Genomic DNA, 24,125 nt, shown 5'->3' with positions numbered 1-24,125 from the left:
GACCTCGCGAAGGTTCACGCACGGGGCCTCGGACAGTAAGGGGACCGACGTGCTTTATACCCGGGCCACCTGGCGTTGTCCAGTGTTGCGGACAACCGCCGGTTGCAACAGAGAGTCCTGGCTAGAACGGTTCCGCCCTGCACCGGCAGGGGGGAAGTCTTGACTGGGGACTTGAGCGGTGCCCTCGAAATGCGGTTCTCACGCCAAGGCACTAAGCTTGCCAAGGTTTTTCAAAATGTTATCGGCGTTCGGCGGCTCACCCGCAGGGTGATTCCGATGCTGCGCAGATCTCTTTCTTTCTTCTTGGCGACTTGGCGTGAGCAACTGCCGGATTTAGGTTCATTGAAGCTGAACTTAGGCCGCAGTCTTTCAGAGTAGGGGCGTGAGAGGGGGAGAGGGGGGTGTACGAGGAATGACGTAGTAGGTCACGGCCCCGCTCAAGGCGAGGCCGCGACTATCTTGACGTTACGTTGGCATTTGAGCAGCGTTTACACGCCAGAGCCACCCAGGGCGTAGGGGACCAAGGGCACCAACATGACGCCGATGGCCAGCCAAATCGCATGGTTGCTGCGGGTAGTGAGTTCTTTGTCGCTCATGATCTTCACCTTTCTTTAAATCTCTCGTTTACCGTTATCGTGTAGCACATCAAGCAGTCCGTTGGACCTGGGGGAGCGATCCACTGCCGCCTTTGTGTGCCTACGGTTGCGAAGATACAGATCGCGCCGACTCAGTTGAAATGGGTATTTCCGACTGCAACGATAGGTTTCCGCCTCATCTGGTGAGTCCGGCGGCGTGTCGCCCAAGGCTACCCCATTTCATGGGTGCAACCCTGTATCATGAATCGGAAGATTCAGCCCAGGGTGTTGCCCTTGGGGTAGACACCGACAGGTTGCCATGGCCAAGCCCCAGCTCTCCGACACCGTCAGCCACGCCGCCCCACTGTCCGCCGCCCCCGCCGGCGATCCCCGCTGGTGGGTCTTCTCGACCTATTTCGCCCAGGGTTTCCCCTACATGGTGGTGCGTGCCATGTCGTCGGTGTTCTTCACCGATGTGGGGATGTCCGAGCGCGCCTTGGGTTATCTCAACTTTCTCGGCCTGCCCTGGAACCTGAAGTTCCTCTGGGCGCCGCTGGTGGACATCTACTCCACCCGGCGGGCCTGGATGATCTTGGTCCAGGCGCTCCTGACCCTGCTGACCGCCCTGCTGGCCGTGCTGTGCCTGGGTCGCGGCATGGGGCTGGTGGCGGGGGTCCCGGACGCACTCCTGGTGGGCGTCTTCGTCGCCATGGCCTTCCTCGCGGCGACCAACGATGTCGCCATCGACGGCTATTACATGGCGGGCATCGCCGATCCCAAGGAGCAGGCCGCCTATACCGGCTTCCGGGTCATGGCCTACCGCCTGGCCATGATCCTGGCACGCTTCGGGATCATCCTGGCGGTGGCCCAGATTGCCCAGCACGCCTTTTTTGGCGGCAACCTCTATGCCGCCTGGGGCTGCGGCTTTGGGGCTGGCGCCCTGGTCATGGCGGTCATCACCGTCCTGCACCTAGTCAGGTTGCCGCGTTACGAGCAGGCGCGCACCCGGGTCATCGGCGTCCGGGAGGCGGCGGGCGACTTCCTGAGCTCATTCGCCGTCTATCTGGGGGTCTCCCGAGAACGCTCGGTGATCGCACTGGTCAGCTCCCCGGCGCTCGGTCTGGTCTTGAGTGGCGTACTGCTGGGGCTCGGCGTGCCGGCCGTCCAGGCGGTGACCTATGGCTTTGCCTCTATGCTGCTGGCCTTGCTCGCCCAGGCCCGGCCGGCGGTGGCCTTGAGCCTCGCCTTCATTATGTTCTACAAGATCGGCGATGAGATCATCTTCTCGATGGGGACCCCCTTCCTCAAGCGCTTTCTGTTGGTGGACAACACCCAACTCGCCTGGATGAGCGGGTTGCTGGGGCTGATCGGGTCCATCGTCGGGACCACCATCGGCGGCCTGTGGATCAAACGCACTGGGCTACGCCGGGCCATCTGGCCGCTGACCCTGCTGATGAACATCAACATCCTGGCCTATGTCTGGTTGGCCTGGGAGCACCCGTTGGCCACCGACACGGTCGGGCTCCTCACGATCTGTGGCGTGTATACCATCGAGCAGATCGCCGCCGGTCTGGGCAATGCCGTGCTGATCGTGTATATCCTGCGGACCTGCAACCCCGCCTTCAAGGCCGGTCACTACGCCATCGGTTCGGCCTTCATGTCGGTCTTCTCGGCCCTCTTCGGCGGGATGGGCGGCGTCATCGTCGAGCAGGTCGGCTATCTCGGGCTCTTCAGTATCGGCCTGTTGGCTACCATCCCATCCATGATTCTGTTGCTCTTTGTGCGGGTTGAGGATGAGGAGCCCGCTGTTAGACCCATGCAACAGATTCCGTATTCCGAAAGAACGCAAGGCTTCTTTTCGAACTTCATTGAAGGAAATTACGGGCTCGCGAAGACTTTCTGGGTTTATGGGGTCGTCTTTGGCGTAGTCTTTAATTGGTTGCTTAACGTGCTCGCGCTCTGGATCGTAGCCGTTACCGAGTTACGTGACGTACTCGTCATCTTTACTTTCACGTCAATTGCATATCACGTCTTTGTGAGTATAGGTGTATTTGCTGCTGCATCGAAGTATGGCGGGAGCAAAATATGGGCGATTCTGGCATATGTTTACGTGTTCATGGTTGCTATCCTGACGTTTGTATATTTGTTGATAATCTAGCGTGGCCAGTGCGCTTTTCGAGGCAGGATATCGGGTTACGGCTCGCCTTAGGCATCTGCTTTCTGCCGTTGGGCCCCGCTCCATGCGCGCCTAACCCGGCCACGGGTGCAATGATGGGTGCAGAGACGATCCGCTACACCGGGTGTCCCGGCCGGTTGCGGTTCGCCTTGGGCCGAAACGCGGTCACCCGCTGCGCCAACCGCTCCCCATCCGCCTTGGTGTGGTGCGCCACGTAGTGGCAGCGCACATACAGGCCGACGATCTGCCCCACAGCCACGGCCAGGTCAGGCCCCGCCGACCCGACGCGCGAAGTCGGCGGGTCCATCTTGATCGCGCGGCGGTAGGGACAGATCGAAGGCTTGTCGGCCGACAACCCGGATGCCTTGGGGGAGGCACTGCTCGACTTCATCATGGCCGAAGATCTCGACCACTGGTTGCAGGGGCGGAGCGGCAGACCAGAGCAAAAGCCCGGACCCTGCGATCAAGCATCGCTGAACGGGTTCAGCAACCCGATACCGCAGTGCTCGAAATCCCGCGTGTTGCGTGTCACCAGGGTCAGTTGATGGGCTTGTGCCGTCGCTGCTATCAGCATATCGGCCTGGTGCCGCACGAGCCCGCGGGTGGCGAGTTGGCCGCGCAGTTCACCGGCGTGGCGTGCGATGGCCGGCGAGATCGTCAGGACCTGATGGCGCTGGAAATAGCCCTCCATCCAGGCGAGGACGCGGGCATTGGGGCGCCACGCCAGTCCGAAAAAGACCTCGTCCAGGCTGATGACCGACACCGCGTAGCGGGTGACCGTGCCGGCCCAGACCAGAACACCCGGGTCTGGTTCGCGCCGACACAGCTCGCTGATGATATTGGTGTCAACGAGATAGGTCACGCCCGTCCGCCTCCAGCGTCTCCACCAATGCGTTAGGTCGAGTCGACCTTGGTGACGGGGTCTGCGTGTCGTCTTGTTCGGACAGGATTGCGCGCAGCTCGGCGAACTCGTCGGCGAGGGTGCGCCCGCCGGCCTGGTGCGACCATTCCTGAAATGCGCGGTACTGCTGCGCGTCGATGACCGCGGCGACCAAGCGCTTGCGCTTATAGATCAATTGCGGCCCGGCGGCGGTCTGCCGCACGAGATCGGAGAAGCGTTGCTTCGCCTGCGCGATGTTCCAAGACATGATGGTCTCGTGAGGTCTGCCTGTTTCGCCCATTGTAGTCAGATGCTGGCCCGGGGACCAAAAACCATGCTGTCGCGATCAGTAACCGACTGTCTGGCAAGCAACCCCGGCGTCGCGGTGGCGGAGCAATCTAACCGAACTGGGGTGCAGCGCTCCCGGTTTGTCTCGCTTTTGGTCATTCCCCAGCGCTGCTTGAGAACCGGAGTCAGGTGGCTTTCGTGCATCATTGCGCAATCCCACCGCGGCGTCACAGGTGTCGGCACAAGGCCGCGAGCCCGATGGGATTTGGCGCCGAGGTTGGATGCGAAGGGAAATTGGCGACGTACAACGAAAAAAGCTCGTGGTGGCTCCCCTCACCCGATAGCCCGCCCGCTCCAACCGATCAACCAAAGACCTCCTTCAGACCACGAAGGCGCGACGCACGCTCGCATTCTCCGCCCCGGCCAGCCACTCGACCAGGCCGCCGATGACCCGCTGGATGTTCTCCGGCGCCTGGGCATTCTCCAGGCGGAACAAGGCGGCGGCGACATTGGGCAGACCCATGAGGTCGGCCTCGGGGTAGCGGCGTTCTTCCAGGAGAAGATAGCGCATCTGGGGCTGCCAGTGGCGCAGTTGCAGCGGCAGGTTCGGGGCGATCAGGTCCGCAAGGTCGGTCTTGGCGGTCCAGGGCTTGGCGCCGTTGTAGAGCACGATGGGGAGCACTGGCGGGAGCGGATCATCCGGCCCGATCTCTTTCGAGCCAGGCTTCTCGATCCGATCCGGCCCGGCTAAGATGGCCATGCCGGTGGTCACAGCACAACCCCTTGCCCGCGGAGGGTTATTCCAAATGACAGAGATCTCAGTTGCCGAGGCCAAGACCCGGCTGACCGGTCTGATCTATCGGGTCGAGGGCGGGGAAGTCGTGCATCTCACCCGCCACGGAAGATCGGTTGCCGTCCTCATGTCGGAGTCTGACTATGCCGCCATGCACCCCAACCGGCCGCGGCCGGGCCTGTGGGACGCCATCGCCGAGTGGCGCACCCAGACCGCTTTCGACTGGCCGGACTTGACGCCGGAAGAGGTCGACGGGTGGCGCGATCCCTCGCCCGGGAGGGTCTTCGATTGGACCGACTGAGGTTCCTGCTCGACACCAACATCCTGTCCGAGCCGACCAAGCGATCCCCCGAGCCCAAGGTTCTCGCCCGTCTGCGCAAGCATCAATCCGAGTCCGCGACCGCGGCGACCGTGATCCACGAGATGCGCCACGGGCTCGGCCGTCTGCCGTCGGGGCGCCGACGCATGGCGTTGACTGACTATCTGGAGCGACTGCTGCGCCAGCCGATCGCGGTGCTCGCCTATGACCGCGACGCGGCCATCTGGCACGCCGACCAGCGGGTGGCATTGGATGGCCAAGGCGGCCCAACACCTTACGCGGACGGGCAGATTGCGGCCATCGCCGCGACCAACGGCCTGACGCGGGTGACTCGCAACGTGTCGGATTTCGGGCACTTTGGCGGGTTGGCGATCGAGAACTGGTTCGATTAGACCGGCGGGAGATTAGGCGCGAACCCAACCCTGCCGCCACTGACCTACAGCCGCTTCTGGCTGTTAGCAAGCACCAGCCCCAACAGCACGGCAACGACGGCCACCCCAACCGGCACGCCCGCGGCAGATAACGGGATCGGCGCAACCAACAGCATCAAGGTCCCAATCAGGATGAACTCCTCGAAGAAGGCCGCAAAGCGCTCGCGATCGGGCACCCCAGCCTTCTTCGCGACCTTGTGGGCGTTGATCGCGGCCACGGCGATGGCCTGCAGGCGGGTGTAGCGGGCCTCGTCGGGTCGAGTGAGGTGCTCGCGCAGGCAGTTGGCCATGGCCGTTTCGGCGCGGTAGGCAATCATCTTGATGGTATCGACGAGCTGCTTGCCCTGCGTGCTGAACTGGCGAAAGCGGGCCTCCTCGGGCAGTTCGTCGATACGGATGTGGTGTGGGGTCTCCTTCCGCTGGGCCTTGAGTACGGCGAGCTCGCCCTGCCGGGCTTCGATCTCTTCTTGCAGCGCCGCTTTGCGCCGGATGAACGGCTCGACATGCTTGGGTTCGATGGGCTCGTCCAGGGTCCTGGCGGCGAACTGGGCGAGACGCCGGTTGAGCTTACCGGTGGCGGCGCGGACCTGCCCGTCGAGGTGGCGGTAGTCGGGGTTGACGACCTGTAGGGGCTCGGAAATCGCCTCGGTGCGATAGTCGGCCAAGCGGTCCAGATCCTACTGTTCACGAGCATACTTGAAGAAGTTTTCCTGCGACCGCGCGTGTCGCGGCGGGAGCGATGCCGACGACCGTATCGACGGACTCGGCTTCCGTTGCGCCCGAGTTCAGGAGGCCTGAGCGTAGCGCTGGGTTGCGACCCCCCACCCCAACCCTCCCCCACAAGGGGGGAGGGGGCAAGTTACTGTTGCCGTTGCCGTGCCGCCTTGGGCCGAAAGGCGCGGACCCCCTGCGCCAGCCGCTCGCCGTCCGCCGTGGTGTGCTTGGCCATGTAACGGCAGCGCAGATAGAGTGCGAGGATGCGCCGCACCGCGACGGCCAGATCGGGCCGCGCCGCGGCGACCCGCCGCGTGAAGTCGGCGGGTCCTTCCCCGGGTGCCCTGGTCAAGCCGATCCGTGCCAGCCGCCGGCAAAACAGGGCATAACTGCGTGTGACCGGGTCCTGCGGCTGCGTCTGGCGCAGCAGCGCGAGCAGGATCAGGCCCATCACCAGGGCGAGCGAGGTCATCATGATCAGTGCCAGGGCGAGCTCGCCATATGCGCGCAGCCCCAGGCCCTCGAGCAGGCGGTTCTGCTGTTCGCTGGAGAAGTCCAAAACCCAGCCCTGCCAGGCGGCATCCACGCTGTCGGCCAGGTTGCGCAGTTGCCGGATGGCCTGCCCCATGGTGCCCGCCGTGTCGATCTGGAAGCGCAGCGGGGCGCTGGCACCGAGCAGCCGGGAGGCGCCCCGGTTGTCGACCCGGCCGGGCGCGACGGCGGATGTCGGATCGACCCGGACCCAGCCGCGCCCGGCGATCGCCACCTCCACCCAGGCGTGGGCCGAGGACTGCCAGATCATGTGGTAGCCGCCGATCCGGTTGGGCTCACCGCCGAGATAGCCGACGACGACCCGGGCCGGCACCCCGGCCAGGCGCATCAGGACCGCGAAGCTGCCGGCGTAGTGCTCGCAGAAGCCGCTGCGGGTCTCGAACAGGAATTCATCCCAGGGGTTGGCCCCGAGCGGCGGTGGTAGCAGGGTGTAGCTGAATGCCTCGCGGTTGAAAAACTTCAGGCCCGCCTGGACCAGGTCCCAGTCGGTGGCGCCGTCGCGCGACCACTCGGCGACCAGCGAACGCATCCGTGCGGTGACGTTCCAGGGTAGGCGCAGGGCGTAGCGACGCTCGGACTCGCTCGGTGCCTGGGTCTGGTAGCTGAGGGCCGAGCGGGCGCGATAGCGCTTGGCGGTCGTGATGGGCGCGTTCGCGCTCAACACAAACCCGGCCCCGAGTTTGGTGTCCGTGGGGTGTTCCACCGGCAGGTCCAGGGCGAAGAGCCAGCGTTGTTGCGACGGCTCCAGGACGACCTCGTAGTCGATGAGGTCGGTCGCCTGGGCCAGCCCCGGATCGGCCTTGTGCCGCGGGCCAATCCCTGAAAACCAGCGGCGATCGTCCACCTCCCAGAACACCAGCCCGCGCCAGTACAGTTCACTTGGCTTCGGTGCGGGCCCCGTGAAGCGGGCGCGGAAGGCCAGTTCGCCATTGACCACCAGTTCGCTGATGGAGCCGGGCTCCAGATGGTCGCTCATCCCGATGGTGGAGGTGTCCCGCTCGAACCCCAGGCTCCAGAGTGGTGCATTGAGCCGCGGGAAGAGCAGGAACAGCACCAGTGTCAGGGGTGCCGCCTGGAGTGCGAGCCGCAGGGTGATCCCAAGGGTGCGGCGCCAGGGGGCGGCCCCCAGTCCGCCGTTCAGATCCACCAGGAGCGCCACCGCCGAGACTGCCACGGCGCTGAGATACAGGGTCAGTCCCAGTCCGCGATCAAACAGGAACTGCACCACGATCAGCAGGCCGAGCACGATGGCGACCACCCGATGGTCGCGCCGCGTCCGCAACTCCAGGAGCTTGAGCGCCAGCATGGTGACCAGCAGGGCGGTGCCCCCGACCTTGCCGACCAGGGTGTGATTGGCGATCAGGCAGTTCATGCCGCCGGCCAGGGTCAGGGTCAAGAGGGTCAAGCGCCCCGGCGTGGCCGCCGGCCAGCGCGCGGCGGCGAACCGCAACACCAGCACCAGGGCGAGGAAGGCCGAGACCTGCCACGCCATGAAGCGTGCGAGCGGCAGATAGGCGGCGGCGACCGCCACCGTGATCGCGATGGTTTGATCCCGCCGGGGCGGCTCATCGATGAGGTCAGGCTTGGCCACGATCGCCGCCTGGATTGAAGAGTGCCAGGGCCGCCAGGCAGCGTTGCAGGTGGGCCTCGCCCCGGTCCAGGGTGAGTTCGCGCCCGGGCAGCCGCAGCCCGAACCGCACCTGGGCGCGCGCGGTGTCCAGTAACTGGCGGGTGAGCAGGCCGATCCTGGTCTCGGGGTCGCCGCCGCCGCTGCGTGCCCAGTCGATCCAGACGTCGAGTCCCTCCTCGCCGCCGAACTGCTTGACGATCAGGCCGCGCTCGCGCGCCAGGGCCTTCCAATCCAGGTGGTGGGGGGAGTCGCCGTAGCGATACTCGCGCGGCCCCAGGTAGTCGTCGCGGCCCTCGCCGCCGCGCTGCGCCGGGCGCCGTGCCTGGCCCTGGTCCTGCACCGGCGGCGGCGCCGCCGCGGCCGGCCGCGGGTAGACCAGCGACTCGGCGTGCGTCTGCGCATAGCACCAGGCGCGAAACAGGTGCATGGGGTGGCGGGTCTCCAGCTCGACCGCCGGGAGCTGGAGCAGACCCCGGCGGCGGGTCGGCACGCCCAGCAGCACCGTCTGCTGGTCGCGGGCGTTCACGCAGACGGGCGTGCCGGGGTCGACCCCGCCGGCCAGGCGCAGGTCGAACCGCGGTCCGGCGCGCGTGTTGTGCAGGGTGACCTCGAATTGGGCGGGGGTCCCGGCAAACACGGCCGGGCCAGGCCGGACCTGGACCGCGAGGCCGAGCAGATTGAACCAGCAGTGATGCATGGCCACCAGCCCGACGGCGACCAGAAAGAAGGTGAACAGCAGCCCCAGGTTGTTCTGATAGTTCAGCGAGCCCATGAGCATGGCGAAGGCGGCGACGGCATACAGCACCCCGGTCGGGGTCGGCATGATATAGATTTGGCGCGCGGCGATCCGGGCGATGCCATCGGCGTCGAGCGGCGCCTTGCGCAGCAGGTCTTGCAGCCGGCGCTTTAGACTGGAAATCGCGCCGGGAGCGCGCTCCCCATCTCCCTCCCCCCGCGTGGGGGAGGGCGGGGTGGGGGAACGGTCGGTGCGCAGCCGTTTCAGGCCGTCGACCGCCCCCTTAAGGCGCGCTGCGAACATTAGGGCACCGGCACCGCGGCCAGGATGAGCGCGGCTACCTCGTCGTGGTCCAGGCGCCCGGCGGCATCGCCAGCCACCAGGCGGTGGATGCAGCAGGCCGGCACGACCGCCTGGACGTCCTCCGGGATCGCATAGGTGCGTCCCGCCAGCAGCGCCCAGGCCTTGGACGCCCGCAGCAGGGCCACGCCCGCCCGCGGCGAGAGCCCGTGGACGAAGCGCTCCGAGCGCCGGGTGAACTGGAGGATGGCGAGGCAATAGTCGATGATCGGTGCGGTCGCCGCGACCTCGCAGACCAGGCCTTGCAGACGCGCGAGGTCGGCCGCCGTCAGGATGGCGGGTTGCCGCTCGACCATGGCCCGCCGATCCTCGCCGGCCAGGAGAATCTTCTCCTGGGCGGCCGGCGGATAGCCCAGGCGGATGCGCATCAGGAACCGATCGAGCTGGGACTCCGGGAGCGGATAGGTGCCGATCTGGTACGACGGGTTCTGGGTCGCGATCACGAAGAAGGGCTCCGGCAGCGGCCTGGTCTCCCCGTCGACCGTCACCTGCCGCTCCTCCATGGCCTCCAGCAGGGCGCTCTGGGCCTTGGGTGTGGCCCGGTTGATTTCGTCGGCGAGGACCAGTTGGGAAAACACCGGGCCCGGGTGGAAGCGAAAGCGCTCGTTGTCCCGCTCATAGACCGAGACCCCGATCACATCCGCCGGCAGCAGGTCGCTGGTGAACTGGATGCGCGAATATTGGAGCCCCAGCAGCCGCGCCAGCAGGTGGGCCAGGGTGGTCTTGCCCACCCCCGGCAGGTCCTCGATCAACAGGTGGCCGCGGGCCAGCAGGCAGGCCAGGGCCAGGCGCAAGGCGTGCTCCTTGCCCAGGATGATGGCCCCGGCCGCCGCCAGGACCTGCTCGGTCAGATTGGCCTGGTGGGGGTGGATGGTGGTTGGTAGAGACCCTTTCACAGATGGTCCTCGGCGGCGCTCGGGCGCCGGCGGTAGGGGCCGTCGCCACTGGAAAATCCCGATATTCCAGTGGGAAGGCTCAATTGAGTTAAACTGCCGGCTGCTGCCGACACTAACAGACTGTGCCTCATGTTTGCGACCGATTCATACGATGTCATCGTCATTGGCGGCGGCCACGCCGGGACCGAGGCGGCCCTGGCCGCGGCCCGTCTGGGGGTGCGGACCCTGCTCCTGACCCACAACGTCGAGACCATCGGTGCGATGTCTTGCAACCCGGCCATCGGCGGCATCGGCAAGGGCCACCTGGTGCGGGAGATCGACGCCATGGGCGGGCTCATGGCCCGCGCCGCCGATCGTGCCGGGATCCAGTTCCGCATCCTGAACGCCAGCAAGGGGCCGGCGGTGCGGGCCACCCGCGCCCAGGCCGATCGGGTACTGTACAAGGCGGCGGTGCGCGCTGCCTGTGAGGGCCAGCCCAATCTTGCGATTTTTCAGCAGGCGGCCGACGACCTGCTGATTGAGGCGGGCCGGGTGGTTGGGGTGCGCACCCAGATGGGGCTGTGCTTCTCCTCCCGTGCCGTCGTGCTCACCGTGGGGACCTTTTTGGCCGGGCGCATCCATGTCGGGCTCGCCAATTATGCGGGCGGGCGGGCGGGCGATCCACCCGCCAACGCCCTGGCGCAGCGCCTGCGCGAACTGCCCTTGCGCACGGCGCGGCTCAAGACCGGGACCCCGCCGCGTATCGACGGTCGGACCATCGATTACGGCCAACTGGAGGAGCAGCCCGGCGACCGGCCCACGCCGGTCTTCTCCTTCCTCGGCGCCGTTGCGGATCACCCGCGGCAGGTGAGTTGTTTTATCGCCCATACCAACCCCCACACCCACGAGCTGATCCGCGGTGGGTTGTCGCGCTCACCTCTATATATGGGGGTGATCGAGGGCGTCGGCCCGCGCTACTGTCCGTCGATCGAGGACAAGGTGGTGCGCTTCGCCGACAAGCAGAGCCATCAAATCTTCGTCGAGCCGGAGGGGTTGTGTACCCATGAGGTCTACCCCAACGGCATCTCCACCAGCCTGCCCTACGACATCCAGCAGGCCCTGGTGCGCTCCATCGCGGGCTTTGAGCAGGCCCATATCACCCGTCCGGGCTACGCCATCGAGTACGATTTTTTCGATCCGCGCGACCTGCATGCGACCTTGGAGACCAACCATCTGGAGAACCTGTATTTTGCCGGCCAGATCAACGGCACCACCGGCTATGAGGAGGCGGCCGCCCAGGGCCTGCTGGCCGGGGCCAATGCCGCCCTGCGGGTGCTGGGGCGCGACCCCTGGTATCCGCGCCGCGATGAGGCCTATCTGGGGGTGCTGGTGGACGATCTCATCACTCGCGGCACCGCCGAGCCCTACCGGATGTTCACCAGCCGCGCCGAGTACCGTCTGTTGTTGCGCGAGGACAATGCGGACCTGCGCCTGACCGAGACCGGGCGGCAACTGGGACTCGTCGGTGAGGACCAATGGCGAATCTTCAGCGACAAGCGCGAGGCCATCGCCCGGGAGCGCGAGCGGCTGCGCGAGACCTGGGTGCGCCCGGCCGCGGTGCCGCTGGCGGATCAGGTGGCGGTCCTGGGCGAGGCGCTGCGTCACGAGGCCCGCGCCCTGGACCTCCTGGCGCGGCCACAGGTCGACTGGCGGGGCCTGGTGCGCCTCACCGGCGAGCCGCCGGTGCCGGTGGCGGCCGTGGTGGCGGAGCAACTGGAGATCCAGTCGCACTATGACGGCTATATCGCGCGCCAGCAGGCGGAGATCGACCGCCAGCGTGAGCAGGAGGCCAAGCCGTTGCCGACCGACTTTAACTTCGCGCTGGTCCGTGGTCTGTCGGTGGAGGTGTGCGAGAAGCTCACCCGGGTGCGGCCCGCGACCCTGGGCCAGGCGGCGCGCGTCCCCGGTGTCACCCCCGCCGCCGTCTCGCTGCTGCTGATCCACCTCAAGCGGCAGGCCGGCTAAGAAGAACTCACGCCAAGGCGCCAAGGCGCCAAGATGTTACCCGGCGGTTGGCAATGTCCATTTATTCTCAGGTCGCTCCGATCTCACAGGGTTACGCAAGTGTCTTTCAGCAGTCTTGTCTATTTTTCTTCCCTTGGCGCCTTGGCGCCTTGGCGTGAGATTCTTTTCTATCCCCCCGCCTGGGGCAGCCGATGACCCAAGACCCCTTGGAACCTCGGGGTCCGATTGCCGCGCGGTTGGCTGAGGGCGTCGCTGCGCTCGGGCTCACGCTCGCGCCGGGGCAGGGCGAGCGGCTGCTCGACCTCCTGGCGCTCCTGGCGCGCTGGAACCGCGCCTACAACCTCACCGCCGTGCGCGACCCGCTCGAGCAGGTCGCGCGTCATCTGCTCGACAGCCTCGCGCTCCTGCCCTATCTGCGCGGCGAGTCGGTGTTGGACCTGGGCACCGGGGCGGGGCTGCCGGGGTTGCCGCTCGCCATCTGCGACCCCGCGCGGCACTACTGGTTGCTCGACGGCAACGGCAAAAAGGTCCGATTTGTGCGTCAGGCGGTGCTGGAGCTCGGGCTCCCGGCGGTGCATCCCATACATAGCCGCATCGAGGCGTACCGGCCGGGGCGAAAATTCAGTACCATAGTGAGTCGGGCCGTGGCCACGATCGCGCAGATCGAAGGCCTGTCGGCCCCCCTGCTCGAACGTCCGGGGCGCTTGCTGGTGATGAAGGGCCGCTATCCCCAGGACGAGCTCCAAGACCCGGCGCTCCGCGAGCTCGACTTGGCCGTGCATAAGCTGTTCGTGCCCTTCCTCGAAGGCGAACGTCATCTGATCGAGATCCGCTGTGAGTGAACCTGCCATGGCCCGAATTATCGCCGTTGCCAACCAGAAGGGTGGCGTCGGCAAGACCACCACCGCGGTCAATCTGGCCGCGTCCCTGGCCTCCATGCAACGCCGGGTCCTGCTGGTGGACCTGGACCCCCAGGGCAACGCCACCATGGGCTGTGGGGTGGACAAGCACCGCATCGAGTACTCGAGCTGCGACGTGCTGCTTTCCGAGGTGCCCTTCGCGCAGTGCCTGCGGCGGGTCTTGGCGCCGGCCCCCGGCTTCGATCTGCTGCCCGCCAACGCCGATCTCACCGCCGCCGAGGTGGGTCTGATGGACACGGCCGACCGGGAGCGGCGGCTCGAGCGGGTGCTGGCGGGCGTGTCCGCGGCCTACGACCTGGTCATCATCGACTGCCCGCCGTCGCTCAACATGCTGACGCTCAATGCCTTGGTGGCGGCCCAGGGGGTGCTGATCCCCATCCAGTGCGAGTACTACGCACTCGAGGGGCTGTCCGCGCTCATCGACACCATCGATCAGGTGCGTGACAGCCGCAACGCCGGACTGCAGATCGAGGGCATCCTGCGCACCATGCACGATCCGCGCAATAATCTGGCCAATCAGGTCTCGACCCAGCTCGTGGTCCATTTTTCCGATCAGGTCTACCGCACCATCATCCCGCGCAATGTGCGCCTGGCCGAGGCCCCCAGTCATGGCCAGCCGGTGATGCTGTACGATCCGGCGTCGACCGGGGCGGTGTCCTACCTGGCCCTGGCCAGCGAGGTGCTGCGCCGTCAAGGCAAGCGCCAACTCGCGGCCTGATTCCTATCCACCGCGCCCTCTGTTGAGCTGAAACCCTACCCATGGACGAGCAAACGATCGCCAGCCCTAAGAAACGCGGGCTCGGCCGCGGACTCGACGCACTGCTCGGTGCGACCCGCCCGGCCCCGAACCTCGCGGTGAGTCAGGACCCGCTCGGCGCGGACGGGCCGGCCGCCCCGCCCAGTGAGCAGATCACGCGACTGCCCCTGGAGTGCATCGAGCGCGGTCGCTATCAGCCGCGTCGCGACTTCGACCCCGATGCACTGCGCGAACTGGCCGACTCCATTGCCGTCCAGGGGGTGATCCAGCCCGTTGTGGTGCGGCCCATCGCCCCCGAGCGCTACGAGCTCATCGCCGGGGAGCGCCGCTGGCGCGCCTCGCAACAGGCGGGGCTCAAGGATATCCCGGTGGTGATCCGCGATGTGGACGAGCCCACCGCGGTGGCCATCGGCCTGATCGAGAACATCCAGCGGGCGGACCTGAACCCGCTGGAGGAGGCCAGTGCCCTGGAGCGGCTGCTCGGCGAGTTCGCGTTGACCCATCAGCAGATCGCCGAGGCCGTCGGCAAGTCCCGCACCACCATCACCAATCTACTGCGGTTGCTGGAGCTCAACCCGGACGTCAAGGCCTATGTGGAGCAGGGCCAGCTCGAGATGGGGCACGCCCGCGCCCTGCTCGGGCTGAAAGGGCCGGCGCAGAGCGCCGCCGCCAAGCAGGTGGTGGCCGGGGGGCTGTCGGTGCGCGAGACCGAGCGTCTGGTGCGGCGTCTCCAGCAGGCCGGCGAGCCGCCGGCCGGGCCCGCGCCCAAGGCCGAGAACCCCGATGTCCGTCGCCTGCAGGACGACCTGGCCGCGCGGCTCGGCGCCCCGGTCCAGATCCGGCAGGGCCCGAAGGGGGCCGGCAAGCTGGTGATCGCCTACCACAGCCTGGACGAGTTGGATGGCATACTCGCACACATTCAGTGACTCGGCCGGGCGGGGTGCGGGCCGGGCGGGGCGGCCCAATAGTATGAATCGGTGCTCCGGGGCGATCAATTTGGTTTAGCCCGCGTTGACCCCATTTGCGCAACCCCTTATACTGTTCGTCTGGCAAGGGGGACTTTCCCCAACACAAGCCACTCTGATGCAACAGGCGGATGCCCAACTAGCCAAGCGGCTCTTTCAGGTCCAGGCGATTCTCAGTGTCATCGCGGCGGTCATTGCGTTGCCGTTCGGTTGGCATGCGGTGGTCTCGGTGCTGGTGGGGGCTGGGGTTTGTCTGTTGGCCAATCGCTTGTTTGCGCTGTGGGTCTTCCGCAGCTACCGGGCACAGCAGCCGCAGCGGCTGCTGTTGCGTATTTACGGCGCCGAAGCAGCAAAATTGGCGTTGATCATCGGTCTCTTCGGCCTGGCGTACCTTGCCATCGATGGACTGAATATTGCCGCACTGCTGGCTGCCTACCTGGCGATCCAGGTAGTGTCCACGGTGATTGCAGCGCAGTTGGGCGTCCGATCCGGTGCCCGCGGCAAGGATGGCCAAGACCAGATCGCTACGATAGAAGCCGCCACGATAGAATCCGAGAGATGACCGATGTCGACCGCTGAAACGCTCACTACCCAAGGCTATATCCAGCACCACCTTACCCAGTTGACGCTGGGGGTGTCGCCCGAGCATGGGTTCGGCTTCGCCCATAGCTCCCAGGACGCCGCGGCGATGGGGTTTTGGGCGCTCAATGTCGATACGATGTTCTTCTCTATCCTGCTGGGGTGGCTGGCCTTCAGCTTCTTCCGTAAGGTCGCCGAGCGGGCCACCGCCGGGATCCCCGACGGGGGACAGAATTTCGCGGAATGGGTCGTCGATTTCATCGACGAGAACGTCCGTGGCTCCTTCAGTGGCAAGAATCCGCTGGTCGCGCCGCTCGCCCTGACGATCTTTGTCTGGGTTCTGCTCATGAATATGATGGACCTGCTGCCGGTGGACCTGCTGCCCTGGCTGTGGGGTCAGTTCTGGAGTCTGTTCGGCGCCAATCCGCATCATGTGTTCCTGCGCGTCGTGCCCACCGCGGACCCCAATACCACCTTTGCTATGGCGCTGATGGTGTTCTTCACTGTACTGTATTACAGCATCAAGATGAAGGGTGTCGGTGGGTTCCTCGGGGAGTTGACGCTCCAGCCGTTCGGTGTCTGGGGCATGCCCGCGAACCTCATCCTGGAGGGCATCAGTCTGCTGTCCAAGCCGGTCTCGCTCGCCCTGCGTCTGTTCGGCAACATGTATGCCGGCGAGATGATCTTTATCCTGATCGCGCTGATGTATGGCGGCGGTACCGCGCTGGCGGTGACGGCCGGCGGTCTGCAATTCGTCTGGGCGGTGTTCCATATCCTCATCATCACCCTGCAGGCCTTCATTTTCATGGTGCTGACGGTCGTCTATCTGGACATGGCCCACCAGACCCATCACTGATTCGTTTCGCTCTTCAACTCATCTCTCCCCTTTCCAAACAACCGGAGTCACCCGTGGAACTACAAGCCGCACAAGCATTTGCAATGGCCATCAAATTCATCGGCGCGGGCCTTATGCTCGGCCTGGGCGCCGTCGGCGCTGGTGTCGGCATCGGTGTCCTGGGTGGCCGGTTCCTCGAAGGTGCGGCCCGTCAGCCCGAGCTGATCCCGATGCTGCGCACGCAGTTCTTTATCGTCATGGGTCTCGTTGACGCCTTGCCGGTCATCGCGATCGCCATGGGCCTCTACCTGATGTTCGCCGCCTAAGCTGGGAACAGACCAGGGCAGATCAGGGATCCGGTGCCCGGCTGTGGCCGGTCGCCCGCCAGACTTGAGGCACCCCCAGGCACCCCGAGGCACCCGAGGCAATAGATGAATTTCAATTTGACACTCATTGGCCAGATGATCTCCTTCGGGGTCTTCGTCTGGTTCACCATGACCTATGTCTGGTCGCCGATCATGCAGGCGCTCCAGGACCGCAAGGCGAAGATCGCCGAGGGGCTCGCCGCCGCCGAACGCGGTCACCAGGAGAAGGCCCTGGGCGAGCAGCGCGCCCTGCAACTGCTGAAGGACGCCAAGTCCCAGGCCGCCGAGATCCTGAGCCAGGCGCAAAAGCGCGCCGGGGAGATCGTCGAGGAGGCCAAGGTCAACGCCCGCGACGAAGGCGCTCGGCTGGTCGTCTCAGCCCAGGCCGAGATCGAGCACGAGACCAACCGTGCCCGTGAAGAGTTGCGTGGCAAGGTCGCTACCCTGGCGGTCGCCGCGGCAGAAAAGATCCTGAAGAAGGAAATCGACGCCCGCGCCCATCAGTCGATCGTCGACGACTTCGTCAGACAGATTTAGGGACAGACCATGGCCGGAGAACTCACAACCATCGCCCGGCCCTACGCCGAGGCCGTCTTTGCCAGCGCGCAGGGGACCAGTCAGGTCGACGCCTGGTACGAACCGCTGCAAACGCTCGCCGCGATCGCCGCCGATCCGCAGGTGGCCGAACAGATCGGTAACCCGAATCTGGCCGCTGGTCGCGTGCGCGACATGATCCTCGGCGTGGCGGGCGATTCGCTGCCCGGCGAGCTCAAGAATCTGGTGCGGCTGCTGGCGGACAACGGCCGGCTGATTGCCCTGCCGGAGATCGCCGCGCTCTATGAGGAGCGCCGGGTGGCCAGCCAAGGCGTGCGAGAGGTCCTGGTGCGTAGCGCCTTCCCGGTCGATGCCGACCAGGAGCAGGCACTGGCAACCTACCTCAGCCGCCGCCTGGGCGCCCAGGTCGAGCTCAGGGTGGAACAGGATTCCGACCTCATCGGCGGCCTCGAGATTCGCGCCGGGGACCTCGTGATCGACGACTCGGTTCGCGGCAAGCTCCAGCAACTCGCGCACGCACTCCAATTCTGAACGGGCCTAATGTGACCAGGACACCGCCATGCAACTGAATCCCTCCGAGATCAGCGATCTCATTAAGCAGAAGATCGAACAGTTCGAGCTGAAGACGGAGGCCCGTACCGAAGGCACCATCGTCAGCATCACCGACGGTATCGTGCGCGTACACGGCCTGTCCGATGCCAAGTATTACGAGATGCTGGAGTTCCCGGCGGATGCCGCCGGTCAGGCGACCTTCGGCCTGGCCCTGAATCTGGAGCGCGACTCGGTCGGCGCCGTGATCCTGGGCGGCTATACGCACTTGAGCGAGGGCGACTGGGTGCGTTGCACCGGCCGCGTGCTCGAGGTCCCGGTCGGCCCGGGTTTGCTCGGACGGGTCGTCGACTCATTGGGTAACCCCATTGACGGCAAGGGGCCGATCGATGCGGTCGGCACGGCCCCCATCGAGAAGGTGGCCCCCGGCGTCATCGCGCGTAAATCGGTCGACCAGCCGGTGCAGACCGGCATCAAGGCGATCGACGCCATGGTCCCGGTCGGGCGCGGTCAGCGCGAGCTGATCATCGGCGACCGCCAGACCGGCAAGACCGCCGTGGCCATCGACGCCATCATCAATCAGAAGGGCACCGGCGTTAAGTGCATCTATGTTGCGGTGGGTCAGAAGAACTCATCCATTGCGACCCTGGTGCGTAAGCTCGAAGAGTTCGGCGCGATGGAACACACCATCATCGTCGCCGCCGCCGCCGCCGAATCGGCCGCCATGCAGTACATTGCGCCCTATGCCGGCTGCACCATGGGCGAGTATTTCCGCGACCGTGGCGAAGATGCGCTGATCGTTTATGACGATTTGACCAAGCAGGCCTGGGCCTATCGTCAGGTCTCCCTGCTGCTGCGCCGCCCGCCGGGTCGCGAGGCCTATCCGGGTGACGTCTTCTATCTGCATTCGCGTCTGTTGGAGCGCGCCGCGCGCGTCAATGCGCACTATGTCGAGGAGCAGACCAAGGGTGAGGTGAAGGGCAAGACCGGGTCGTTGACCGCGTTCCCGATCATCGAGACCCAGGCCGGCGACGTGTCCGCCTTCGTGCCGACCAACGTGATCTCCATCACGGACGGCCAGATCTTCCTGGAGACGGATCTCTTTAATGCCGGCATCCGCCCCGCCATCAATGCGGGTCTGTCGGTATCGCGTGTCGGCGGCGCCGCGCAGACCAAGATCATCAAGAAGCTCGGCGGCGGTATCCGTCTGGCGCTGGCCCAGTTCCGCGAACTGGCGGCCTTCTCCCAGTTCGCCTCCGACCTGGACGAGGCCACCCGCAAGCAGTTGAGCCGCGGTGAGCGGGTCACTGAGCTGATGAAGCAGGTCCAGTACTCCCCGTTGAGCGTGGCGCAGATGGCGGTTTCGCTGTTCGCCGCCAATGAGGGCTACCTGGACGATGTCGATGTGAAAAAGGTGGTGGATTTCGAGCGTGCCCTGCAGTCTTACATGAAGACCGCCCAGGCCGAGTTGCTCGATCGGATCAACGCCACCGGCGATTACAACGACGAGATCCAGACCGCCATGCACGCCGCGATCAAGGCCTTCAAGGCCAGCAATACGTGGTAGTTAGCCGCCAGGTCCGCGCGCTCTGCCCCCGCCTCGGGGGCAGACGCGGTGAGTCCGAGGCGTTGCATGACTCGATTCAACCCACTGTCGCTGCCATTCAAGCTGGCGGCTGGCGGCTGGAAGCTGGGAGCTTGAGCTAATGGCTGGCGCCAAAGAAGTCCGCACCAAGATCGCGAGCATCAAGAGCACGCAAAAGATCACCAAGGCCATGCAGATGGTCGCGGCGTCCAAGATGCGTAGGGCCCAGGAGCGCATGTCCGCCTCCAAGCCCTATGCGGAAAAGATGCTGGGGGTGATCAGTCACCTGGCCCGTGCGACCCCCGAGTATCGGCACTCCTTCATGGCGGTCGAGCGGGCGCGTAAGCGGGTCGGTTATATCATTGTCTCATCCGACCGCGGTCTGTGCGGTGGGCTCAACAGCAACCTGTTCCGGCGTCTCATCGTCGAGATCAAGGAGCAAAAGGCCGCGGGCGTCGAGCCGGTGTTCTGCACCATCGGCACCAAGGCGCTGGCCTTTTTCCGGCGCTTCGGCGGCAAGGTGCTGGGTCAGGCGACCCACCTGGGCGACAAGCCGCACATCGAGAGCCTGATCGGGACGGTCAAGGTGATGCTCGATGCCTTCGAGGCCAAGGAGATCGATGCGATCTATGTCGCGAGCAACGAGTTCGTGAACACCATGACGCAGCGCCCGGTGATTCGCCAATTGGTGCCACTGGTGCCGGGCGAGCAGGCGACGATGCCGCTGCACTGGGACTATATCTACGAACCCGACGCCAAGACGGTGCTCGATTCACTGCTGACTCGCTATATCGAGGCCCTGGTCTATCAGGGGGTGGTGGAAAACGGTGCCTGTGAGCAGGCGGCGCGCATGGTCGCCATGAAGTCGGCCTCCGACAACGCCGGCGAGTTGATCAGCGAACTGCAACTGATCTACAACAAGGCGCGCCAGGCCGCGATTACCCAAGAAATTTCCGAGATCGTGAGCGGCGCGGCGGCGGTCTAGCCGGGCACTGCGATTGAGAACCCCGATTCAAAACGCATCCCCAGACGCCTGCCCAGGCGAGAACGAGGAATAGAATATGAGCTCTGGTAACGTAGTGCAGATCATCGGCGCCGTGGTGGACGTGCAGTTCGCCCGCGCGGATATGCCCAAGGTCTATGACGCACTCACCATCGACGCCACCGGCTTGACGCTGGAGGTGCAGCAGCAACTCGGCGACGGCGTGGTCCGTACCATCGCCATGGGCTCCACCGATGGGTTGCAGCGCGGCGTACCGGTGACCGCCACCGGCGCCCCGATCAGCGTGCCGGTGGGTCAGGCGACCCTGGGCCGTATTATGGACGTGCTGGGCAACCCGGTGGATGAAGAGGGCCCGGTCAAGACGGACGAGCGGTGGGCGATCCACCGCCCGGCGCCGAAGCTCGAAGACCAGGCGGCCTCCACCGAGATCCTGGAGACCGGCATCAAGGTCATCGACCTGATCATGCCGATCGTCAAGGGCGGTAAGGTCGGCCTGTTCGGCGGTGCCGGCGTCGGCAAGACCGTGACCCTGATGGAACTCATCAACAACATCGCCAAGGCCCACGGCGGCTTCTCGGTGTTTGCCGGGGTCGGTGAGCGGACCCGCGAGGGCAACGACTTCTATCATGAAATGAAGGAGTCGAACGTTCTCGATAAGGTCGCCCTGGTCTACGGTCAGATGAACGAGCCCCCGGGCAACCGTCTGCGCGTCGCCCTGACCGGCCTCACCATGGCCGAGTATTTCCGCGAGGAAGGCCGGGACGTGTTGCTCTTTATCGACAACATCTACCGCTACACCCTGGCCGGTGTGGAGGTCTCCGCACTGCTGGGCCGTATGCCCTCCGCGGTGGGTTACCAGCCGACCCTGGCTTCCGAGATGGGCGCCCTGCAAGAGCGCATCACCTCCACCCGCACCGGTTCCATCACCTCGTTCCAGGCCGTCTATGTGCCCGCCGACGACTTGACCGACCCGTCCCCGGCCACCACCTTTGCGCACTTGGATGCGACCCTGGTGTTGTCGCGGCAGATTGCCGAGCTCGGCATCTATCCGGCCGTGGACCCGCTGGACTCCACCAGCCGTATCCTCGACCCGAACGTGGTCGGTGCCGATCATTACGACACCGCGCGCGCCGTGCAGGGGACCTTGCAGCGCTATAAGGAATTGAAGGACATCATCGCCATCCTGGGCATGGACGAGCTCTCCGAGGACGATAAGCTCACCGTCTCCCGGGCACGCAAGATCCAGCGCTTCCTGTCCCAGCCATTCACCGTCGCCGAGGTCTTCACCGGCGCCCCGGGCAAGTATGTGCCGGTCGCGGACACCATCCGGGACTTCAAGGCCATCGTCAACGGCGAATACGACCACCTCCCCGAGCAGGCCTTCTATATGGTCGGCGGGATCGACGAGGCCATCGCCAAGGGCGAGCAGATGGCCGCCTAGGCGGCTGCGAACAGAGGGTTAAGCTATGGCTATGACCATCCATGTGGACATCGTGAGCGCCGAGGGGGCCATCCACTCCGGGCTTGCGACCATGGTCTTCGCGACCGCGGAGATGGGCGAGGTCGGTATCGCCCCCCGCCACACCGCCTTCATCAGCCGCCTGCGGCCGGGCGATGTGCGGGTGCAGAAGGAGAATGGCGAGCAGGAGCATTTTTATGTCTCCGGCGGCATGATCGAGGTCCAGCCCATGGCCGTGACCGTGCTGGCCGACACCGCCATCCGCGCCCAGAACCTGGACGAGGCCGCGGCCTTGGAGGCCAAGCGCAAGGCCGAAGACGCACTCGCCGGTCATGCCGCCGAGTTCGAATACGCCAAGGCCCAGGCCGAACTGGCCGATGCCATTGCGCAACTGCGTGCCATCGAGCGGATGCGCAAGATGAAGTCGAGTTAGGGCTCGCTCCCGGTCGTCTTAACTAACGCCCCCGGCGCGCTGCGCCGGGGGCGTTTTTTTTTGGGCGCTTCTCGTGACACCGCTCCGCGGTGTCACGCCTGTGTTGGGCGCTCTGCGCCCCGAGGCCGTCGGTCGGAGTGAGTCCGTAGGTTGGGGTGAGGAACGAACCCCAACATCCCCCGCTCATTGCCATCAGGTTGGGCTTCCCTCGTCACCCCAACCGACCGGCTACCAAGTATCCACCGGACTCCTGACCGGCACCACCCCTGGCCGATTGAGCACATGGGTATAGATCATGGTCGTCGACACATCCGCGTGCCCCAATAACTCCTGCACGGTCCGGATGTCGTAGCCCGCCTCCAGCAGATGGGTTGCAAACGAATGACGCAACGCATGGCTATTGACCCGCTTCGGCAGCCCGGCGCGTTGCCCGGCCGCGTTGATCTCCATCTGCAGAGACGACTCGTGCAGATGATGGCGGCGCACCTCCCCGGACTTGGGGTCCTGCGACAGCCGACTACTCGGAAACACGTACTGCCAGATCCATTCACGCGCCGCATGCGGGTACTTACGCCCCAAGGCATCGGGCAGATACACCGACCCCGCCCCCGCCGCCAGGTCCCGCTCGTGCTGGGTCTTCACCCGCGCCAGATGGGCCTCCACCGCCTCCCGCAGGCGCTCGGGCAAGGGCACAATCCGGTCCTTGCCGCCCTTCCCGTTGCGGACCATGATCGAGCGATTGCCAAAGTCAACGTCCGCCACCCGCAGCCGCACGCACTCCATCAGCCGCATCCCGGTCCCATACATCAGCCGCGCCATCAGGCCGAAGGTCCCGTCCATCGCCTCGCACAACCGGCGCACCTCTTCCCGGGTCAGCACCACCGGAAGCCGCTGCTGGCGCTTGGGCCGGGAGAAACGCACGTCCTCCAGGGGTCGCTCCAACACCTGTTTGAACAGGAACGCCACGGCGTTATAGGCCAGGCTTTGAGTCTTGGCCGCCACGGACTTGTCCACCGCCAGATGCGTCAGGAACCGCTGTACGTCCTCAACCCCCAACGCCGCCGTCGGCGTATCGCCGCAAAACGCCAGAAAGCGGTGGCACCAATCCACATAGGCCTGCTCGGTGCGGATCGAGTACTGCATCGCCCGGATCGTCCGCGCCAGGGTCTCCAGGAGCGGGAAGGCCGCCACCGCACCGGCGAACCGCGGCCCCGCGCCCGGCGCCTGGGACTTCCCAAGGGTCGGATGGTCCGGTGCCAGGACTCGGCCGCCGGCCTTCCACCAGTCCCAATCGATCCCTTTGCCGGCGGGGGCTTGACTTAAATCGACTAAAAGGAGTTGCAAAGCGTCGACCGTTTGGCGAAACTGCCAGCCGGCCAGTTGGCCCTGGCTCGACACCTCTTGGAGGTAGCCGTTGACCTCCTCGGCCGTGAGCTGAGACAGGGATGTTGGGCGCACCGCCTTGAGGAATCCTTCGACCCGACGGACGTACCAAGGGCGCATGTTTTCCGGCACGCCGCGGTGGATCAGGAGATCCAGGTAGCGGTCCCAGTTGGAGGGTGTGCCGTCTTGGCGGCGTGCGGGAGGGTCGGGGGGTGCGGTAGCCATGGCTGGGGGACCAGGATGCTTGGGTGCTAGACTGGATTCAGTCTAGTACCGCAGGATGAAAGTGCTCGGACCATGTCAAGCTAGGCTGCCAACGGCTTGCCTTGGTAGGTCCAGCGGAATGGTTTGGCCATTGTCTTGTTGAAATAGTCGATGAAGTT

General features: G+C 65.4%; 26 protein-coding genes. 17 read left to right on the top strand and 9 right to left on the bottom strand.

Going from position 1 to position 24,125, the window contains the following annotated elements; translation table 11 throughout:
* Positions 1–894: 894 nt before the first annotated feature.
* Positions 895–2,733, top strand: a complete 1,839-nt coding sequence (locus QZX93_RS03785; RefSeq protein WP_295384150.1) for a hypothetical protein — start codon at positions 895–897, stop codon at positions 2,731–2,733.
* Between the two features lie 133 nt (positions 2,734–2,866).
* Here the strand turns inward: QZX93_RS03785 and QZX93_RS03780 are convergent, their stop codons facing one another.
* Positions 2,867–3,145 carry a hypothetical protein gene (locus tag QZX93_RS03780; RefSeq protein ID WP_295384152.1) on the bottom strand — a complete coding sequence of 93 codons (279 nt, stop codon included), beginning with the start codon at positions 3,143–3,145 and terminating at the stop codon, positions 2,867–2,869.
* Between QZX93_RS03780 and QZX93_RS27270 the strand changes: the two genes are divergently transcribed.
* Positions 3,093–3,296, top strand: a complete 204-nt coding sequence (locus QZX93_RS27270; RefSeq protein WP_366759642.1) for a hypothetical protein — start codon at positions 3,093–3,095, stop codon at positions 3,294–3,296. The genes QZX93_RS03780 and QZX93_RS27270 overlap by 53 nt on opposite strands.
* Here QZX93_RS27270 and QZX93_RS03775 read toward each other — a convergent pair.
* The 3 genes from QZX93_RS03775 to QZX93_RS03765 all read right to left on the bottom strand — a co-directional run bounded on the left by QZX93_RS03775 (position 3,215) and on the right by QZX93_RS03765 (position 4,679).
* Positions 3,215–3,613 carry a type II toxin-antitoxin system VapC family toxin gene (locus tag QZX93_RS03775; RefSeq protein ID WP_295384154.1) on the bottom strand — a complete coding sequence of 133 codons (399 nt, stop codon included), beginning with the start codon at positions 3,611–3,613 and terminating at the stop codon, positions 3,215–3,217. The two genes, QZX93_RS27270 and QZX93_RS03775, sit on opposite strands and share 82 nt — an antisense overlap.
* Positions 3,597–3,899: a type II toxin-antitoxin system Phd/YefM family antitoxin gene (locus QZX93_RS03770; RefSeq protein ID WP_295384156.1), complete on the bottom strand. Its 303-nt coding sequence runs from the start codon at positions 3,897–3,899 to the stop codon at positions 3,597–3,599. Before QZX93_RS03770 ends, QZX93_RS03775 begins: the two co-directional genes overlap by 17 nt.
* Positions 3,900–4,298: 399 nt before the next feature.
* Positions 4,299–4,679: an Rpn family recombination-promoting nuclease/putative transposase gene (locus QZX93_RS03765; RefSeq protein WP_295384158.1), complete on the bottom strand. Its 381-nt coding sequence runs from the start codon at positions 4,677–4,679 to the stop codon at positions 4,299–4,301.
* Positions 4,680–4,725: 46 nt separating this feature from the next.
* Between QZX93_RS03765 and QZX93_RS03760 the strand changes: the two genes are divergently transcribed.
* Both QZX93_RS03760 and QZX93_RS03755 read left to right on the top strand, forming a co-directional pair.
* Positions 4,726–5,013, top strand: a complete 288-nt coding sequence (locus QZX93_RS03760; RefSeq protein WP_295384160.1) for a type II toxin-antitoxin system Phd/YefM family antitoxin — start codon at positions 4,726–4,728, stop codon at positions 5,011–5,013.
* A complete protein-coding gene (locus QZX93_RS03755; RefSeq protein ID WP_295384162.1) occupies positions 5,001–5,423 on the top strand; it encodes a type II toxin-antitoxin system VapC family toxin in 423 nt (140 codons plus the stop codon). Before QZX93_RS03760 ends, QZX93_RS03755 begins: the two co-directional genes overlap by 13 nt.
* 44 nt (positions 5,424–5,467) lie before the next feature.
* Here QZX93_RS03755 and QZX93_RS03750 read toward each other — a convergent pair whose 3' ends face one another.
* The 4 genes from QZX93_RS03750 to QZX93_RS03735 all read right to left on the bottom strand — a co-directional run bounded on the left by QZX93_RS03750 (position 5,468) and on the right by QZX93_RS03735 (position 10,350).
* Positions 5,468–6,127: a putative transposase gene (locus QZX93_RS03750; protein ID WP_295384165.1), complete on the bottom strand. Its 660-nt coding sequence runs from the start codon at positions 6,125–6,127 to the stop codon at positions 5,468–5,470.
* A 194-nt stretch (positions 6,128–6,321) separates the two neighbouring features.
* A complete protein-coding gene (locus tag QZX93_RS03745; protein WP_295384168.1) occupies positions 6,322–8,319 on the bottom strand; it encodes a DUF3488 and DUF4129 domain-containing transglutaminase family protein in 1,998 nt (665 codons plus the stop codon).
* A complete protein-coding gene (locus QZX93_RS03740) occupies positions 8,306–9,397 on the bottom strand; it encodes a DUF58 domain-containing protein (RefSeq protein ID WP_295394371.1) in 1,092 nt (363 codons plus the stop codon). Before QZX93_RS03740 ends, QZX93_RS03745 begins: the two co-directional genes overlap by 14 nt.
* The gene (locus tag QZX93_RS03735; protein ID WP_295384174.1) at positions 9,397–10,350 is read right to left on the bottom strand and encodes an AAA family ATPase; all 954 of its coding nucleotides are present in this window, start codon (positions 10,348–10,350) and stop codon (positions 9,397–9,399) included. The genes QZX93_RS03740 and QZX93_RS03735 overlap by 1 nt, the downstream gene beginning before the upstream one ends.
* 129 nt (positions 10,351–10,479) lie before the next feature.
* On the opposite strand from QZX93_RS03735, the gene mnmG reads away from it, so the two are divergent.
* From mnmG to QZX93_RS03670, 13 genes are all read left to right on the top strand, one after another.
* Positions 10,480–12,354: a tRNA uridine-5-carboxymethylaminomethyl(34) synthesis enzyme MnmG gene (gene mnmG / locus QZX93_RS03730; RefSeq protein WP_295384177.1), complete on the top strand. Its 1,875-nt coding sequence runs from the start codon at positions 10,480–10,482 to the stop codon at positions 12,352–12,354.
* Between the two features lie 191 nt (positions 12,355–12,545).
* Complete coding sequence (gene rsmG, locus QZX93_RS03725; RefSeq protein WP_295384180.1) at positions 12,546–13,196, top strand: 16S rRNA (guanine(527)-N(7))-methyltransferase RsmG; 651 nt, start codon at positions 12,546–12,548, stop codon at positions 13,194–13,196.
* Positions 13,197–13,203: 7 nt separating this feature from the next.
* The gene (locus QZX93_RS03720) at positions 13,204–13,992 is read left to right on the top strand and encodes a ParA family protein (protein ID WP_295384207.1); all 789 of its coding nucleotides are present in this window, start codon (positions 13,204–13,206) and stop codon (positions 13,990–13,992) included.
* 41 nt (positions 13,993–14,033) lie between these two features.
* Positions 14,034–14,957 (top strand): ParB/RepB/Spo0J family partition protein, encoded by a 924-nt coding sequence (locus QZX93_RS03715; protein WP_295384183.1) that lies wholly within the window; start codon positions 14,034–14,036, stop codon positions 14,955–14,957.
* An 85-nt stretch (positions 14,958–15,042) separates the two neighbouring features.
* A complete protein-coding gene (locus QZX93_RS03710) occupies positions 15,043–15,558 on the top strand; it encodes an ATP synthase subunit I (protein WP_366759635.1) in 516 nt (171 codons plus the stop codon).
* Between the two features lie 3 nt (positions 15,559–15,561).
* On the top strand, positions 15,562–16,431 hold the full coding sequence (gene atpB / locus QZX93_RS03705; RefSeq protein ID WP_295384186.1) for a F0F1 ATP synthase subunit A: 870 nt from the start codon (positions 15,562–15,564) through the stop codon (positions 16,429–16,431).
* 83 nt (positions 16,432–16,514) lie between these two features.
* On the top strand, positions 16,515–16,736 hold the full coding sequence (gene atpE, locus QZX93_RS03700) for a F0F1 ATP synthase subunit C (RefSeq protein WP_176974909.1): 222 nt from the start codon (positions 16,515–16,517) through the stop codon (positions 16,734–16,736).
* Positions 16,737–16,841: 105 nt separating this feature from the next.
* Positions 16,842–17,312, top strand: coding sequence for a F0F1 ATP synthase subunit B (locus tag QZX93_RS03695; RefSeq protein ID WP_295384189.1), 471 nt, complete (start codon positions 16,842–16,844; stop codon positions 17,310–17,312).
* 9 nt (positions 17,313–17,321) lie between these two features.
* Positions 17,322–17,861 carry a F0F1 ATP synthase subunit delta gene (locus QZX93_RS03690; RefSeq protein ID WP_295384192.1) on the top strand — a complete coding sequence of 180 codons (540 nt, stop codon included), beginning with the start codon at positions 17,322–17,324 and terminating at the stop codon, positions 17,859–17,861.
* A 28-nt stretch (positions 17,862–17,889) separates the two neighbouring features.
* Positions 17,890–19,446, top strand: a complete 1,557-nt coding sequence (gene atpA, locus QZX93_RS03685) for a F0F1 ATP synthase subunit alpha (RefSeq protein ID WP_295384196.1) — start codon at positions 17,890–17,892, stop codon at positions 19,444–19,446.
* Between the two features lie 139 nt (positions 19,447–19,585).
* Positions 19,586–20,449, top strand: a complete 864-nt coding sequence (gene atpG, locus QZX93_RS03680) for a F0F1 ATP synthase subunit gamma (protein WP_295384199.1) — start codon at positions 19,586–19,588, stop codon at positions 20,447–20,449.
* A gap of 76 nt (positions 20,450–20,525) precedes the next feature.
* Entirely contained in the window at positions 20,526–21,908 is a 1,383-nt protein-coding gene (atpD, locus tag QZX93_RS03675) for a F0F1 ATP synthase subunit beta (RefSeq protein WP_295384201.1), read from the top strand.
* Between the two features lie 25 nt (positions 21,909–21,933).
* Positions 21,934–22,359 (top strand): F0F1 ATP synthase subunit epsilon, encoded by a 426-nt coding sequence (locus QZX93_RS03670; RefSeq protein WP_295384203.1) that lies wholly within the window; start codon positions 21,934–21,936, stop codon positions 22,357–22,359.
* A 228-nt stretch (positions 22,360–22,587) separates the two neighbouring features.
* Here QZX93_RS03670 and QZX93_RS03665 read toward each other — a convergent pair whose 3' ends face one another.
* On the bottom strand, positions 22,588–23,967 hold the full coding sequence (locus tag QZX93_RS03665; RefSeq protein WP_295384205.1) for an integron integrase: 1,380 nt from the start codon (positions 23,965–23,967) through the stop codon (positions 22,588–22,590).
* Positions 23,968–24,125: the final 158 nt, after the last annotated feature.

The organism is uncultured Thiodictyon sp., assembly GCF_903946935.1.
In the GTDB taxonomy this organism is placed as follows: domain Bacteria; phylum Pseudomonadota; class Gammaproteobacteria; order Chromatiales; family Chromatiaceae; genus Thiodictyon.
This window is presented reverse-complemented; position numbering and strand designations above follow the sequence as displayed.

Excerpts from the sequence above, each read along its gene's own strand:
- QZX93_RS03785 (WP_295384150.1), top strand. The coding sequence starts at position 895 with ATGGCCAAGCCCCAGCTCTCCGACACCGTCAGCCACGCCGCCCCACTG.
- QZX93_RS03780 (WP_295384152.1), bottom strand. The coding sequence starts at position 3,145 with ATGATGAAGTCGAGCAGTGCCTCCCCCAAGGCATCCGGGTTGTCGGCC.
- QZX93_RS03770 (WP_295384156.1), bottom strand. The coding sequence starts at position 3,899 with ATGTCTTGGAACATCGCGCAGGCGAAGCAACGCTTCTCCGATCTCGTG.
- QZX93_RS03765 (WP_295384158.1), bottom strand. The coding sequence starts at position 4,679 with ATGGCCATCTTAGCCGGGCCGGATCGGATCGAGAAGCCTGGCTCGAAA.
- QZX93_RS03760 (WP_295384160.1), top strand. The coding sequence starts at position 4,726 with ATGACAGAGATCTCAGTTGCCGAGGCCAAGACCCGGCTGACCGGTCTG.
- QZX93_RS03740 (WP_295394371.1), bottom strand. The coding sequence starts at position 9,397 with ATGTTCGCAGCGCGCCTTAAGGGGGCGGTCGACGGCCTGAAACGGCTG.
- mnmG (WP_295384177.1), top strand. The coding sequence starts at position 10,480 with ATGTTTGCGACCGATTCATACGATGTCATCGTCATTGGCGGCGGCCAC.
- rsmG (WP_295384180.1), top strand. The coding sequence starts at position 12,546 with ATGACCCAAGACCCCTTGGAACCTCGGGGTCCGATTGCCGCGCGGTTG.
- QZX93_RS03720 (WP_295384207.1), top strand. The coding sequence starts at position 13,204 with ATGGCCCGAATTATCGCCGTTGCCAACCAGAAGGGTGGCGTCGGCAAG.
- QZX93_RS03715 (WP_295384183.1), top strand. The coding sequence starts at position 14,034 with ATGGACGAGCAAACGATCGCCAGCCCTAAGAAACGCGGGCTCGGCCGC.
- atpB (WP_295384186.1), top strand. The coding sequence starts at position 15,562 with ATGTCGACCGCTGAAACGCTCACTACCCAAGGCTATATCCAGCACCAC.
- atpE (WP_176974909.1), top strand. The coding sequence starts at position 16,515 with ATGGCCATCAAATTCATCGGCGCGGGCCTTATGCTCGGCCTGGGCGCC.
- QZX93_RS03695 (WP_295384189.1), top strand. The coding sequence starts at position 16,842 with ATGAATTTCAATTTGACACTCATTGGCCAGATGATCTCCTTCGGGGTC.
- QZX93_RS03690 (WP_295384192.1), top strand. The coding sequence starts at position 17,322 with ATGGCCGGAGAACTCACAACCATCGCCCGGCCCTACGCCGAGGCCGTC.
- atpA (WP_295384196.1), top strand. The coding sequence starts at position 17,890 with ATGCAACTGAATCCCTCCGAGATCAGCGATCTCATTAAGCAGAAGATC.
- atpG (WP_295384199.1), top strand. The coding sequence starts at position 19,586 with ATGGCTGGCGCCAAAGAAGTCCGCACCAAGATCGCGAGCATCAAGAGC.
- atpD (WP_295384201.1), top strand. The coding sequence starts at position 20,526 with ATGAGCTCTGGTAACGTAGTGCAGATCATCGGCGCCGTGGTGGACGTG.
- QZX93_RS03670 (WP_295384203.1), top strand. The coding sequence starts at position 21,934 with ATGGCTATGACCATCCATGTGGACATCGTGAGCGCCGAGGGGGCCATC.
- QZX93_RS03665 (WP_295384205.1), bottom strand. The coding sequence starts at position 23,967 with ATGGCTACCGCACCCCCCGACCCTCCCGCACGCCGCCAAGACGGCACA.